Annotated in this window: 10 protein-coding genes; 6 read left to right on the forward strand and 4 right to left on the reverse strand. The window is 72.5% G+C overall.

The genetic code is table 11. The features are described from left to right. Positions 1–138: 138 nt before the first annotated feature. Positions 139–324, reverse strand: a complete 186-nt coding sequence (locus ACIO3O_RS13230) for a hypothetical protein (RefSeq protein WP_401744967.1) — start codon at positions 322–324, stop codon at positions 139–141. Between the two features lie 157 nt (positions 325–481). Continuing rightward, a complete protein-coding gene (locus ACIO3O_RS13235; protein ID WP_401744968.1) occupies positions 482–1,315 on the reverse strand; it encodes an aldo/keto reductase in 834 nt (277 codons plus the stop codon). Between the two features lie 182 nt (positions 1,316–1,497). On the opposite strand from ACIO3O_RS13235, the gene ACIO3O_RS13240 reads away from it, so the two are divergent. The 5 genes from ACIO3O_RS13240 to ACIO3O_RS13260 all read left to right on the forward strand — a co-directional run bounded on the left by ACIO3O_RS13240 (position 1,498) and on the right by ACIO3O_RS13260 (position 9,198). Next, on the forward strand, positions 1,498–3,402 hold the full coding sequence (locus ACIO3O_RS13240) for an SMI1/KNR4 family protein (RefSeq protein WP_401744969.1): 1,905 nt from the start codon (positions 1,498–1,500) through the stop codon (positions 3,400–3,402). A gap of 83 nt (positions 3,403–3,485) precedes the next feature. Continuing rightward, positions 3,486–4,973: an extracellular solute-binding protein gene (locus ACIO3O_RS13245; RefSeq protein WP_401744970.1), complete on the forward strand. Its 1,488-nt coding sequence runs from the start codon at positions 3,486–3,488 to the stop codon at positions 4,971–4,973. A gap of 9 nt (positions 4,974–4,982) precedes the next feature. After that, positions 4,983–6,527: an ABC transporter permease subunit gene (locus ACIO3O_RS13250; protein WP_401744971.1), complete on the forward strand. Its 1,545-nt coding sequence runs from the start codon at positions 4,983–4,985 to the stop codon at positions 6,525–6,527. After that, positions 6,527–7,456: a sugar ABC transporter permease gene (locus ACIO3O_RS13255; RefSeq protein WP_401744972.1), complete on the forward strand. Its 930-nt coding sequence runs from the start codon at positions 6,527–6,529 to the stop codon at positions 7,454–7,456. Before ACIO3O_RS13250 ends, ACIO3O_RS13255 begins: the two co-directional genes overlap by 1 nt. 101 nt (positions 7,457–7,557) lie before the next feature. Beyond that, on the forward strand, positions 7,558–9,198 hold the full coding sequence (locus ACIO3O_RS13260) for a glycoside hydrolase family 13 protein (RefSeq protein ID WP_401744973.1): 1,641 nt from the start codon (positions 7,558–7,560) through the stop codon (positions 9,196–9,198). Between the two features lie 56 nt (positions 9,199–9,254). On the opposite strand, the gene ACIO3O_RS13265 is transcribed toward ACIO3O_RS13260, so the two are convergent. Next, positions 9,255–10,358, reverse strand: coding sequence for an ABC transporter ATP-binding protein (locus tag ACIO3O_RS13265; protein WP_401744974.1), 1,104 nt, complete (start codon positions 10,356–10,358; stop codon positions 9,255–9,257). 624 nt (positions 10,359–10,982) lie between these two features. Here ACIO3O_RS13265 and ACIO3O_RS13270 point away from each other — a divergent pair. After that, positions 10,983–11,738 (forward strand): polysaccharide deacetylase family protein, encoded by a 756-nt coding sequence (locus tag ACIO3O_RS13270; protein ID WP_401744975.1) that lies wholly within the window; start codon positions 10,983–10,985, stop codon positions 11,736–11,738. Positions 11,739–11,893: 155 nt separating this feature from the next. Here ACIO3O_RS13270 and ACIO3O_RS13275 read toward each other — a convergent pair whose 3' ends face one another. Further along, complete coding sequence (locus ACIO3O_RS13275; RefSeq protein ID WP_401745249.1) at positions 11,894–14,653, reverse strand: AAA family ATPase; 2,760 nt, start codon at positions 14,651–14,653, stop codon at positions 11,894–11,896. Positions 14,654–14,870: the final 217 nt, after the last annotated feature.

The raw sequence follows: 14,870 nt of genomic DNA on the forward strand, positions 1-14,870 counted from the left end.
GTGGTGGGGGGCGCCCGGCGCGGGGGGGGGGCGGCCCCAAAATAATTCCCCCCCCCCCCCGCACACCGGGGGGGGGGCCCCCCCCCCGCCGGGGCCCCCCCCCCCCGCCGTGTTTCCCTTGCGCCTCTTTCCGGCCCTTCAGGAGTCGAAAACCACCCTGAAGACGCCGCGCACCACCCGTACCACCGTGCCGACCACCATCCGCACGACCCCTTCGGCGAGGCCCGAGGTAACCACCTCGGCCCCGATCTCCGCGACGTCGTCGGACACGCCCTCGCGCCGGCACTGCCGGTTCCGGCACACCCGGCGCAAGGGGCCCGTCACGGGCCTTCCGCATCGCTTGCACTGCCGCCCACGGTTCCCCACGACCGTCCCCCGATCCACTGCCGTCCGCACTGCTGTCCGTGCGTCTGTACGGGAGATGACGCGCTCGCGAGCGGAGAAGTTGCCCGCGCCGGTGCGCACGTCACAGCGGTCGTCGTTACAGCATTTCCAGGGGCTGCTTGCGTACGGGTGCGGGGAACGCGGTGTCCAGCGCCGACAGGTCCTCGGCGGTGAGGGCGAGGCCGAGGGCCGCGTGGTTGTCCTCGACGTGCGCGACGGTGGCGGCCTTGGGGATGGCGATGACGTTGTCGTCGCGCAGCGCCCAGGTGAGCGCCACCTGCGTCGCGGTCGCCCCGTGCGCCTCGGCCACGGACTCCAGCACCGGGTGTCCCAGCAGCCTCCCCTGTTCCAGCGGGGAGTACGCCATCACCGGCACCGAACGCTTGCGGCACCAGGGGAGGAGGTCGTACTCGGGGCCCCGGCGGGTGAGGTTGTAGAGGATCTGATTCGTCTCGGGGAGGTCACCGGCGGGCAGTTCCTCCAGGTCGTCCACGTCCAGGTTGCTCACGCCCCAGGCACCGATGCTGCCGTCGCTCACCAGGCCTTCGAGGGCCTCGACGGTCTCGGCCAGCGGAATCCCGCCGCGCCAGTGCAGCAGGTACAGATCGATGCGGTCCGTGCCGAGGCGGCGCAGGCTCGCGCGGCAGGCGTCCACGGTGCCCCGGGCGTCGGCGTTCGACGGCAGCACCTTGCTGACGAGGAACACGTCGTCGCGACGCCCCCGGATCGCCTCGCCGACCAGTTCCTCGGCCGCACCACCGCCGTACATCTCGGCGGTGTCGATCAGGGTCATGCCGAGGTCGATGCCCCGGCGCAGGGCGGCGAGTTCGTCGGCGCGCCGCGCACGGCTGTCGCCCATGTACCACGTCCCCTGGCCCAGGGCGGGCACGCTCGCGCCGGAGGGGAAGGTCACGGTCCTGGCCGTCGTCATGGTGGGTACCTCTTCCTGCTCGTACGGGTGTGACGGGTGGTGCTGTCGCTTCGTCACCCGTGTTGCGGTGTCGCGCCCAGCGAGCACCCCACCACGCCCACCCGCCGCCGCACAAACGCGGCCCCTGGTCGTCGCAGGTGGGCGTACCGCCGTTGTCAGTGGCGGATGTCAGCATCGGGGGTATGAACACGCATGCTTTCAACTGGCGGCGGTTCCTCGTCCGGTGGAGCGAGGAGTGGGCCGACGTGCAGGAGGAGGGGCAGCCCGCCGAGGACGGGCGGCCGCACGCCTGGCTCGGCGGCGAGCCCGCCAGCGAGGCCGACCTCACCGCCATGGAGGCCCGGCTGGGGTGCGCGATGCCGCCCTCCTACCGGGAGTTCCTGCGGGTCAGCGACGGCTGGCGGCACGCGGGCGGATTCGTGTGGCAGCTCGCCGGTACGCGCGAGGCGCACTGGCACGAGGACGCGAGCGGCCTCGGCGAGGACTTCGACGTGTACTGGGACGAGGAGGGCAACCCACCGGAGGTGCGGGCGCAGGTCGGCCTGTGGGCCCGCGCGCTCCGGCTCGACGTCGAGTCGGACGCCACCTATGTGCTGCTCGACCCGCAGGACGTGGGACCGGACGGCGAATGGGCGGTACGGGTGTGGGCGGGCCGGCACGCCGCAGACCCCGTGCGGTACGCGTCCTTCGCGGAGTTCATGGTCGACATGCACCGGGAGTTCCACTCCCTTCAGGCAGGGCGGGAGGAGCCGGACGGCAGCCCCGCCTTCGTCAACGCCACCACCCGCACCCAGGACGCCGCCGTGGAACGGGCCCGCGCGGCCGCCCTGGGCGGCCGCCCGGAGGAGGCGGCACGACTGTTGGTGGAGGCCGCGAAGTACGGTCGCCCCCGTACGGATGAACTCCTCGGCCAGATAGGCCGGTTGAACGGAACCCGCGAGGCGGGCAGGCGGCTACCGCACCCCGACAACCCCCGCTTCCGCACCGAGCTCTTCCCCCTCCAGGTCGTCGGCCTCCGCCACCGCGAGGACCCCCTCGACGAGCGCCTGCGCATCGACCCCGAAGCCTTCCCCGACGCGGCCCGGGCCGCCGACGCCATCCTGCGCGAGATGCGCGCGGGGACCTACCGGTACCGGCCCGGCGGTGCGTTCGGCGAAGCGGTGGACAGGGCGTACGAGCTGGCCCGCTGGGGCGACACCGACGGCGCCTGGCACACGCTGCGGGCCGCGATCCGGCTGTGGCAGCCGCTGGGCCCCGACCACATCGCCCCGCTGGGCCTGCTCGCCGACCCCGTCCTCGCCCCGGTGCTCACCCCCGCACGCCGCCTGGAACTGCTGGCCACCCCGCGCGGCGGCGTACCCGGCCCCGCGCCGGAGCCCGCACCCGACGAGGACACGGGCGGCGGCCTGTCCTGGCTCGCCCGGCCCGGGGAGCTGCGGTGGAGCGCCCAGACACCTGGCGAGTACCAGATGATCCTGGTCGAAGGAGCCGCACCGGACGAACTGCCCGGGCTCGTCGGTTCCGTCGGCGGGGCCGGCGGCCGCCCACTCTCCCCGCCGTTGCGCGGCGACGAAGTCGACCCGTACCACCGCGTCGGCCGGGGCCCGTTCTCCACGTCCGACGACCCGGTGCTGTTCCGCGTCGGACGTACGGCGGCAGGCGACTGGAGCTTCGCCTTCGACGACAACCCCGCCCCCTTCGACGCCGAACGCTTCGTCTCGCCCGCCCCGTCCGCGTCGGCGGGCGGCCGCCGGGCGATCGCGGTCCGGGCCGACCGGTGGGGCGGCCGACCGCCGCTGCTGCACGTGTCGTCGGCCCGGAACGGCACGATGCGGTACGCGTTCACGCTGCGCGGCGACGGCCCCGCCGAGACCGGCACCGGCGAGGTACCGGCCGGGCTGCTCCCGGCGGCGCACACTCCCTTCGCCGCCGCCGGGGCCCACGTCCTGGACGCCCTCGCCGCCCGGTACGGCATCTCCCTCCCCCGCTTCGCCCTCGCGACGGGCCGCCTCCACTCCTTCGCAGCACCCCCCTGGGTCCCCCTCCCTCCGGAGAGGCGCATCGGGGGACCCATGAGTGTGCCGTAACCGGGCAATCCACACCTGAGCGGAATGATGCGGGGCAAAAGACTCCTCCGTGCCCCACGCCGCCGTGTGGAAGGGACCCCGTGATGACTGAGCCTCGCGCACCCCAACGCGCCCCCGACCGAGCCGGCCCGACCGGTGCCCGAAGCCCCGCCCCCCTCCGCGTCGCACTCGCCGCGGTGCTGGTCGGGGCCCTCGCCCTCACGGGGTGCGCGGGTGGCAGAGGCTCGGCCGGGGCGGCGGGCGCGCGGCCCGTCGTCACCGTCTGGGCCGACGACCAACGAGCCGCCGCCCTCCAGGACTTCGCCCGCACCTTCGGCGAGAAGTACGGGGCCAGAGTCTCCGTGCAGGCCGTCTCCAAGGACCTCCAGACCACCTTCGTCACCGCCTCCCAGGCGGGCGAGGGCCCCGACGTCGTCGTCGGCGCCAACGACTGGATCGGCAACCTCGTCCAGAACGGCGCCATCGACCCCGTACGCCTGAGCACCCGGCAGCGCGACTCCCTCGAACCGCGCGCCGTCCAGGCCGTCACCTTCAACGGCCAGACGTACGCCATGCCCTACGCCCTGGAGAACGTCGCCCTCATCCGCAACACCCGCCTCGTCCCCGACGCCCCGGACACCATCGAGGAGGCCGTCGCGACCGGACAGCGGCTGAAGAAGGAGGGCAGGGTCAGCGAGATCATGTCCGTCCCGGTGGGCCAGGCGGGCGACGCCTATCACGCGTACGCCCTGTACTCCTCCGCCGGCGGCTACCTCTTCGGCCAGGACGCCCAGGGCGAGTACAACCCCGCCGCCCTCGGCCTCGGCACGGAAGCCTCGGTGCGGGCCCTGGAGAAGTTCCGCGCACTGGGCGAGAAGGGCGCGGGGGCACTGAAGCGCACCATCGGCGCGGACAACGCCATCCCCACCTTCACCACGGGCAAGGCCCCGTTCCTGATCTCCGGGCCGTGGGCGGTGCCCGACATCAGGAAGGCGGGAATCCCGTACGACATCCAGGCGGTGCCCCGCTTCGAGGGGACCCGGACCAAGGGCGGCCCCTTCATCGGCGTGCAGGCCTTCTACGTGGCCGCCAAGGCGAAGAACAAGGCGCTCGCCCAGGAGTTCGTCGCCCAGGCGGGCGGCAGCGAGCGGACCGCGATCGCCCTCACCGAGGCCAACCCGCGCCCGCCCGCGCTGAAGGCGGCCCTCGCCCACTTCAAGGACAGCAACCCGGACCTGCGCAAGTTCCTCGACGCGGGGGCCGACGGAGTGATTCAGCCCGCCATTCCGCAGATGAACGTCGTGTGGGACCCCTTCGGCAAGGCCGAGGCGGCGATCATCGGCGGCGCGCCGGTGCGGTCGACCGTCGTCTCCCTGACCCGGGCCGTCGCCGGGCAGATCGGCCTCGACCCGGACAAGGCCATCCGCCTCCCCGACTCCGACGACGGCAGGGGCTTCCCCGACTCCGACGACGGCAGGGGCTTCCCCGACTCCGACGACGGCAGGGGCTTCCCCGACTCCGACGACGGCAAGGGTGTCTCCGACCCCCACGACGGCACGGGCTTCCCCCGCCCCCACGACGGCAAGGACTGACGACCGCCGATGACCGTCCCTCCCCGCACCCCCGTCCCGCCCCCTCCTCTCGGCAGCGCCGGGGTCCTCGCCAAGGCGCTGCTGCTCGGGCTCGCCCTCGCGCTCGCGATCTGGGGCGCGTTCCCCCTGGTCGAACAGCGCGACTGGCTCGCCCTCGCCGTCCTCGTCGCCGCGACCGCGCTGATCTTCTGGGTCTACCTCGCGAAGCGCCGCATCCCCGCGAAGTACCTGCTCCCCGGCACGCTCTTCCTCATCGCCTTCCAGGTGCTGCCGATCCTGTACACGGTCTCCACCGCCTTCACCAACTTCGGCGACGGCCACCGAGGCAGCAAACAGGCGGCGATCCACAGCATCGAGGAAGCCTCCGTCTCCCCGGTGCCCGGCACCCCCGACTACCGCCTCAACCTCGCTGTCGACAAAGGCAGTTCACCGCTCGACGGCCCCCTGGTCCTGCTCCTCACCGATCCCGCCACCGGCAAGGAACGCGCCGCCCGCGCCGACCGGGGCACCGTCACCGACCTCGCCTCCCGCGACGCCCTCACCGTCCTGACCGACCCCCAGGCCGCCCGCCGGGGCGCCGAGCTCGCCGCCCTGCGCATCGCCGACGGCGCAGGAGCGATCCGTACCGAAGGACTGGAACGCGCCTACGTCGGTGCGCCCGCCCGCCGTTACGACGCGTCTTCCGACACCCTGCGCGACACGAAGACCGGCACCGTCTGGAAGGCCGACGACACCACCGGCACCTTCGTCACCGACGCCGGTGAACGCATCAGCTCCGGCTGGCGCGTCAACGTCGGCCTCAAGAACTTCGCCGACGTCCTCACCAACCCCACCATCAGCGCCTACTTCGGCCAGACCCTGGTGTGGAACATCGCCTTCGCCGTCCTCACCGTGCTGATCACCTTCGTGCTCGGCCTGTTCGTGGCGCTGTCCCTGCACCATCCGAGGATGCGCGGGCGCTGGTTCTACCGGGCGCTGCTGATCCTGCCGTACGCCATGCCCGCCTTCGCGATGCTCATGGTCTGGGCGGACATGTTCAACAAGGACTTCGGCCTGATCAACCGGCTCTTCGGGCTCGACGTCAACTGGCTCGGCGAGGCCTGGACCGCGCGGCTCGCGGTGCTGCTCGTGCAGCTGTGGATGGGCTACCCGTACATGTTCCTGGTCGCCACCGGGGCGCTCCAGGCCGTACCGGACGAGGTCAAGGAAGCGGCCCGGGTGGACGGCGCCGGGCGCTGGACCATCCTGCGCAAGGTGACGCTGCCGCTGGTGCTGGTCGCGCTGTTCCCGCTGCTCATCGCCTCCTTCGCGTTCAACTTCAACAACTTCAACGCCATCTACCTCACCACCGCGGGCGGCCCCTTCCCGCCGGACAGCCCGATGGCGGGGGCCACCGACCTGCTCATCACATACACCTACCGACTCGCCTTCGGCGGCCAGGGCGCCCAGTACGGGCTCGCGGCGGCGATCTCGCTGTTCATCTTCGTCATCGTCGCGGTGATCTCCCTGGTCAGCTTCCGCCGCGCCCGCGCCCTGGAAGAGGTCACCCACTGATGGCCACGCCGATTCCCCCCGTCACGCCGATTCCTCCCCCCGCCGTACCGCGCCCCACCGGGAAGACTCCGTCCCGCCGGGGCGGGGTCGCCCACCGGGTCGGCTGGTGGCGGCACGTCGTCGCCCTGCTCTGCGTGGTCTTCGCCCTGGTCCCGATCGTCTTCGTCGTCTCCGCGGCCTTCAACCCGCGCGGCACCCTCGGCTCCACCACCCTGTGGCCCTCGGGCGCGGGCCTGGAGAACTTCCGCAAGCTGTTCACCACCACCGACTACGGGCGCTGGTTCGGCAACTCGCTGCTCGTCTCGGCCGCCGCCGGGGCCCTGTCGATGTTCGCCTCCGCCTGCGGGGCGTACGCCTTCTCCCGGTTCCGCTTCCGGGGCCGCCGGGCGGGCATGACCGGGCTGCTGCTGGTGCAGATGTTCCCGCAGTTCCTCGCAGTGGTGGCGATCTACCTGATGTTCACCTGGATCACCGCCCGCTACCCCGGCATCGGCTTCAACACCTCGTGGGCCCTGATCCTGCTCTACCTGGGCGGCGCGCTCGGCGCGAACACCTGGCTCATGAAGGGCTTCTTCGACACCGTGCCGACGTCGCTGGACGAGTCCGCGAGGGTCGACGGGGCCTCGCACTCCCAGGTCTTCTTCACCATCATGCTGCCGCTGGTCTCGCCCGTCCTCGCGGTGACCGGACTGCTCAGCTTCATCGGCACCATGAACGAGTTCCTGCTCGCCAACATCTTCCTCACCGACCCCGAGTCCAAGACCCTCGCCGTCGGCCTCTACGGAATGATCCAGGAGGGCAACCGGGACGCCAACTTCGGCCTGTTCTGCGCCGGTTCGCTCCTGATGGCGATCCCCATCGTCGCCCTCTTCCTCTACCTCCAGCGCTTCATCGTCTCCGGCCTGACCTCCGGCGCGGTCAAGGGCTGACGACCGCCCTTGTGCCTGCTCCCGTACGGATTCTCGTACGGGCTTCTGTACGGGTACGAGCGCACCCCTCCCCCCTCGCAGCGAAAGGCGCCACCCCCCCCATGAACCACCCCGCACCGCGCGCCCCCTGGTGGCGCGACGCCGTGATCTACCAGGTCTACATCCGCAGCTTCGCCGACGGGAACGGCGACGGCATCGGCGACATCGCCGGGCTCCGCACCCGCCTGCCGCACCTGCGCGACCTCGGCGTCGACGCCCTGTGGATCAACCCCTGGTACGCGTCGCCGCAGGTGGACGCCGGATACGACGTCAGTGACTACCGGCAGATCGACCCCGCCTTCGGTACCCTCACCGAGGCCGAGGAGTTCATCGCCGAGGCCCATGCGCACGGGCTGCGGGTCCTCGTCGACCTGGTCCCCAACCACACCTCCGACCAGCACCGCTGGTTCCGCCGGGCCCTCGCCGCGGGCCCCGGATCGGCCGAACGCACCCGCTACCACTTCCACGAGGGCCGCGGCGCGCACGGCGAACTCCCGCCCAACAACTGGCAGTCCATCTTCGGCGGCCCTGCCTGGACCCGCGTCCCCGACGGCCAGTGGTACCTGCACCTCTTCGCCTCCGCCCAGCCCGACCTCAACTGGGACCACCCCGAAGTGCGCGCCGAGTTCGAGGACATCCTGCGCTTCTGGCTCGACCGGGGCGCCGACGGCTTCCGCATCGACGTCGCCCACGGCCTCACCAAGGACCCGGCCCTCCCCGACCTGGTCGAGACGGACGCCGAAATGCTCGGCTCGGCCCAGGCCGTCAACCACCCCTACTTCGACCGCGACGCCACCCTCGCGATCTACGAGGACTGGCGCAGGATCACCGACTCCTACGCGGGCGAACGCATCTTCGTCGCCGAGGCCTGGGTGTCCTCGCCCGAACGCATGGCCCGCTACCTCACCCCCGGCCGCCTCCACACCGCCTTCAACTTCGGCCTGCTGGGCTGCCCTTGGGAGGCCGCCGCGCTGCGCCGCGAGATCGACGCCACCTTCACCGCCCTCGCGGCGGCGGACGCCCCGCCCACCTGGGTGCTGTCCAACCACGACGTCGTACGTCATCTCACACGGTACGCACGCGAGTTGACCTCCCTCGCGGACGCCAAGCGGCAGTACGGCCGGCCCGCCGACCTCGCCCTCGGCCTGCGCAGGGCGCGGGCCGCCGCACTGCTCAGCCTCGGACTGCCCGGCGGGGCGTACGTCTACCAGGGCGAGGAACTGGGCCTCGAAGAGGTCGAGGACCTGCCCGAGGAGGTCTGGCAGGACCCCTCCCGGCTGTGGGCCGACCACACGGACCCGGTGCGCGACGGCTGCCGTGTCCCGCTCCCCTGGAGCGGCACCGAACCGCCCTTCGGCTTCTCGCCGCCCGATGCGCACACCGCGCCGTGGCTGCCGCAGCCCGTCGCCTGGAAGGACCGTACCGCCGAGGTCCAAACCGGGGACGGGGCATCGACGTTGGAGTTCTACCGCGAGGCGTTGCGTCTGCGGCGCGCGCTGCCGGACCTGGGGGAGGGGCCGATGGAGTGGCTGCCCTCGGACGACGGTGTCCTCGCTTTCCGGCGGGGAGCGGGGGTCATCGTCGTCGTCAACACGTCGGCGCGACCCTGCGGGCTGCCCCAGCATCGTGAAGTCCTGTTGTCCTCCGGTCCGTTGGAGGGTGAGAGCCTGCCGGGCGACACGGCGGTGTGGCTGGCGGGGTGAGGCGGTGCGGGGTGCCCCGGTTGATGCGCGGGGCACCCCGTGGTCGCTGTCGAGCGTCAGTCGGGCAGGCGTTCGCCCGTCACGTCCGAGAACAGGTGCAGTTCGTCCTGGCGCGGGATCACCCGGATCGTCTGGTCCCGCAGACCGCTCTCCCGCCCGAACGTCCTCACGGTGAGCGGGGTTTCAGCGGTGTCGTGCGGGCCGCCCTCGACCTCGATGGTGCCGTACGCGTACCCGTCCGAGCCCAGCTCCTCCACGGTGAAGAAGGTGACCGGGAGGCCCTTGTCGCTGTGCTTCGCGTGGAAGTCCAGGTGCTCGGGCCGGATACCGATCGTGACGGTCGGCCCGCCCGCCGCCGCCCGGGCCGCCGGGCTGATGCCCAGCACACTGCCGCCGAAGTGGATGCCGTCCTCGTGCAGGGGGAGGGAGATCAGGTTCATCGCGGGCGAGCCGATGAACCCGGCGACGAACTTGTTGGCCGGGCGGTCGTACATGGTGCGCGGCGAGTCGACCTGCTGGAGCAGCCCGTCCTTCAGTACGGCGACCCGGTCACCCATGGTCATCGCCTCGACCTGGTCGTGCGTGACGTACACGGTGGTGGTGGCCAGGCGGCGCTGGAGGTTGGCGATCTCGGCGCGAGTCTGCACGCGGAGTTTGGCATCCAGGTTGGAGAGGGGCTCGTCCATCAGGAACACCTGCGGTTCGCGCACGATGGCCCGCCCCATCGCGACGCGCTGCCGCTGGCCGCCGGAGAGGGCCTTCGGCTTGCGGTCCAGGAACTCGGTCAGGTCGAGGATCTTCGCGGCCTCCGCGACCCGGCGGGCGATCTCCGGCTTCTCCACCCGGGCGATCTTCAGGGCGAATCCCATGTTCTGGGCGACGGACATGTGCGGATAGAGGGCGTAGTTCTGGAACACCATGGAGATGTCCCGGTCCTTCGGCGGCACATGAGTGACGTCGCGTCCGCCGATGGAAATCGTGCCGCTGGAGACGTCCTCCAGACCGGCCAGCATGCGCAGCGTGGTCGACTTTCCGCACCCGGAGGGGCCGACCAGGACGAGGAACTCGCCGTCCGCGATGTGCAGGTCGAGCGCATCCACGGAGGGGCGCTCGGCTCCCGGATAGGTGCAGGTGGCCTTGTCGAACGTGATCTCTGCCATGGGTGCGTCGTCCCTTTTCACCGGCGGTACGTGCCGGACGATCCGAGTGGGGGATACGGGGGGTTCCTTCCGCCGAATTGCACTCCCTTTTAACGTGCATTCGCCGGACCGAATCCCCGCCATCATATTTCGGGCTCACCCTGCAAGGCGCCGCACCCATTGTCAAAGACCCCGCACACCTCAATCCCGACCGAATTCCCTGCCCCTTTCCCGGCCCCCTTTCCCAGCCGCCTTGGGCGGCGGGGCCGCCCCCCGGGGGCGGGACGGGCGGGCAAGGGGGCGGCCCTTCCCGCTCCCGGCCCACCCGGGTGCCGCCCCTGCCCCAGCCCCTACGCCGGACGCCCGTTCAAAGAGGCCCCGGCCCGCCTCCCAGCACCCGGGCACGCGCAGCCCCGCCCCGCCCGGGCAAGGGGTCCCCAGCCCCGCCCCTTCACCTAAACCCGCGGGGGCATGCACGGTTCCCGTGCAGGGGGTGGTGGGTCTCCGGCCCGTGCGGGTGCGTCGTGGTTGCTCGCGCAGTTCCCCGCGCCCCTGAAGGGGCGCTGCCGCAGCGGTGGCGAGTCGTGCGCGCCCATCCACCCCCTGCGCGCAGCCGCCCACCCCCAGCCCCGCATGATGAACCCCATGAACCACCGCACCCGCACCACCACCGTCCTCCTCGCCGCCGCCCTCCTCCCCCTCCTCACCTCCTGCGGCCTCACCGGCGTCCTCTCGCCCGCCGAGGTCCGCGGGGAGGCCGTCGACGACGGGAGGTCCGCGAGTGGGCCGGTGGACTGCGCCAAGGCGAAGTGCGTGGCGCTCACCTTCGACGGTGGTCCCAGCGCACCCACCCCGAAGGCCCTGGACGTACTGAAGGAGCAGAAGGTGCCCGCGACCTTCTTCCTCCAGGGGAAGGGGCACACCGACACCTATCCGCAGACCGTGACCCGCATGGCCAAGGAGGGGCACGAGGTCGCGAACCACACCTGGTCGCACAAGAACCTGACCGAGCTGACCCCGGACCAGATCCGGGCCGAGATCGAGCCGGTGCAGAAGGACATCGAGAAGGCGACCGGCAAGGCCCCCACCCTGATGCGCCCGCCGGGCGGGGCCACCAGCAACGACGTCTCCGAGGTCCTGGGGGAGCTGGGCCTGGCCCAGGTCCTGTGGAGCGTCACCGCGAAGGACTTCCAGGTCAAGGACCCGGCCGAGGTCAAGAAGCGGGTCCTGGAGCAGACGAAGCGCGACGGCATCATCCTGCTGCACGAGCGCTACCCCGGCACGATCCCCGCGCTTCCCGGCATCATCGGCGAACTCCGCAAGCAGGGTTATACGTTCGTGACGGTCTCCCAGCTGATGTCTCCGGCGAAGCCCGAGGCCGGTGAGGTCTACCGCCCCTGACCGGGCCCCCGCTCGCCCCGCCCCGGGCAGCTCCGTCCCCGCCGGCACGGACGGGTCGGCGATCGTCCGGATCGCGGTGACGCGGCCGTCCGTGACCGTGAAGGAGTCGTCGTGGAAGGGGAGTTGACGGCCTGCGCGGTGGCGTCCCGCGTCCGTCAGGTCTCCGGTGCCAGCAGTGCCGGGATGTGGCGGAGCTGGGCGCGGTTGGGCACGGCGAGCTTCGCGTACGCGTTGGAGAGGTGGTAGCCGACCGTCCGCGGGCTCAGGTGGAGGCGGGCGGCGATCTCCTTGTTGGTGTGGCCCCGTGCCGCATGGCGGCTGATCCGCCACTCCTGGTGGGTCAGGCCCAGCCGGGCGGGGGAGCAGGGCAGGTCGTGCGCGAGTTCGCGTTCGGCGCGGGCCTGCCAGGGGGCGGCGCCCAGCGAGGCGAAGATCGTACGGGCCGCTTCGAGCGCCGTACGCGCCTGTGATCTGCGGCGCAGGCGGCGCAGGCACTCGCCGTGCAGGAGGTGCGCGCGGGCCAGGTTGAACGGGCGGTGCGGGGTGCGGGCCGCCTCGGCCCGCACCGCCAGGGCGAGATGGGGGAGCGCGGACTCCCGGTCGTCGGCGAGCAGCCCCCGGATGCGGTGGGCGGTCACCCGGGCGGTGCCGGTGTCCTGGCCGCCCGCGCGGTCGGCGTGCTCCGCGTAGCCGGTGCAGAAGGCGCGGACCTCGTCGACGCGCCCGGCGAGCGCCGCCGCCTCCGCCACGTCCGCCGCGACCAGGGCGGCCGTCGGCGGGTGGGCCGCCGGGCCCTGGTCGGCGATGACCGGCAGCCAGTGGTCCAGGGCCTGCGAGGGGCGGCCGAGGCCGAGTTCGAGCAGGGCGAGGGCGGTGTGCGCGAGCGCGGTCATGAAGGCGCGCGGGTGCGGGGACAGCAGCCGCAGACCGGTGCTGACGTGGCGGCGGGCGTCCTGTTCGGCCCCGTGCAGGGCGGCCAGCCAGCCGAGGCCGATCTCACCGGCGCCCTGGAGCGCCACCAAATCGTTCTCCCGGGACAGTTGGACGGACTCCCGCAGGTGGGCGGCGGCGGGCTCCCACTGGCCGGAGAGGATCTCGGTGGCGGCCAGGTCCGTGAGGACCTCCGGCAACTGGGCCAGGGACGCACCCGTGCGCCGCAGTTGGCCGGCCTTGCGCAGATAGGCGTCGGCGGCCAGGTCCTCGGTGTCGGTGGACACCGCGTGGTGCGACGGTACGGGTCCCAGGTCGAGACCGGCGTCGTGCGGCGGACGCCGCAGCCGCGAGCGCGGCCAGTCGTCGCGGGCCACGGGCGTGGGCACGGAGTCCAGACTCAGCCGGATGCGCTGGTGCAGTTCTTCGGCGAGGTCCGCGTGCCCGGCGAAGGGGGGCAGGTCCTGCGCGAGGGCGGCGATGCCCGCGAAGTCGCCCTGGGACCACAGGGCCCGCACGGCCAGGTGCAGGGTCCCGCACGTGTACTCGGGGTCGGTGGGGGCCAGCAGGCGGGCCGCCTCCACGGCCAGCCGGGCGGCCCGCGCCGCCGAGCCGCCGAAGAACTCCGTCAGCCCGTGCAGGGCCAGCATCCGGCCCCGTACCGGCGCTGCGGCCAGCGCCGGATCGGCGCGCGACAGCAGCTCGCGGACCTGGCGCACGTCGCCCGCCAGCCACGCGGCGTGCGCCGCCTTCGCCAGCCGTACGGTGCGGTCCGCCGGGTCGCCGGAGAGTTCGGCCGCACGCACCAGCGCCTGGAGGGCCGCGTGCGGGGCACCGCGCTCCAGGCACTGTCCGGCATGCTCCTGGAGGGCCGCGGCGACGTCGTCGTCCGGGTCGGTGAGGACCGCCGCCCGGTGCCAGGTCCGCCGTTCCGCCGTGGTGACCTCGGCGAGCGCCCGGTGGGTGAGCATCCGGCGGACCGGGCCCGCCTCCTCGTACACGGTCTGCTGGAGCAACGGGTGGCGGAACTCCGTGCGGCCCCGGTCGAAGCGCAGCACACCGGCGGTGAACGCCTCGTCCAGGCCGCGCACGTCCAGGTCCAGGAGCGCGGCGGCCTTCAGGAGGACGTCCAGGGACTCGTGCTGTCCGGCGGCGGCCAGCAGGAGCATGCCCCGGGCGGGCGCGGACAGTTGGCGGACCTCGTGGGAGAACGCCTGCCCGACCGGCAGCGGACCGGTGGAGGAGGCGGCGGTGGCCGTGCGTACGGTCTCGACCAGGGCGAGCGGATTGCCCCTGGCCGTGCGCAGGACGCGCTCCACCGTCGCGGGATCGGCGCGGGGCAGGTGGTGGGCCACGACCTCGCGCGACTGGGCGTCGGTGAGCGGCGGCAGGACGTACGGGCGCAGATCGGCCCGGTCGCCCAGGTGCCGCATGCCGGGGCGGGCTGTGAGGACGGCGGCCACCGGGTGGGCGCGCAGCCTGCGCAGGGCGAACAGCAGCGCGTCGCACGAGTCGCTGTCCAGCCACTGGAGGTCGTCGACGAGCAGCAGCACCGGGCGGTCCTGCGCGAGCAGATGCAGGAGCTGGAACAGGGCGGTGGCGACCGGGAAGCGCTCGGCGCGCCCGGTTTCGATGCCGAGCGCGCACTCCAGCGCGGCCCGTCCGGCCGGGGGCAGCCGGTGCAGGTCCGCGGCGTGCGGCCAGAGCAGTTCGTGCAGGCCCGAGTACGGCAGACGGCTTTCCGCGAGAGTGCCCCGGCACTGGAGGACGGTGGTGGTGTCGGCCGCCAGATGCGCGGCCCGGTCCAGGAGCGTCGTCTTGCCCGACCCGGGATCGCCGACGAACAGGAGCCCGCAGCCGGTGCCTTGCGACGCCCGGTCAGCCGGTGTCCGTCCCTCGGACGTCTGTTCCTCGGACGTCCGGTCCTCGGACGCCCTGGAGAGGAGCCGGCGCACCGCGTCCAGCTCCGTCATTCTTCCGATCATCACTGCGGCGATGATACGGGAGCACGTTGAACGCTGAATGAACTGGCGACGGAGCGTGGCCGTGACGGATGCCGTGCGGAAGATTCCGGAAGCGTTATGGGCTGTTGCGTGGCCATGTGAGCCGACGCCCGGTCACACCCCGTCATGGCGCGGGGCGTTGGCCGAGGAAACCCGGTCACCGTGACAGATCCGACGACCGATCCGCTCCGGGCCCGCC

It is taken from the genome of Streptomyces sp. NPDC087440, from assembly GCF_044744005.1.
Lineage (GTDB): Bacteria > Actinomycetota > Actinomycetes > Streptomycetales > Streptomycetaceae > Streptomyces.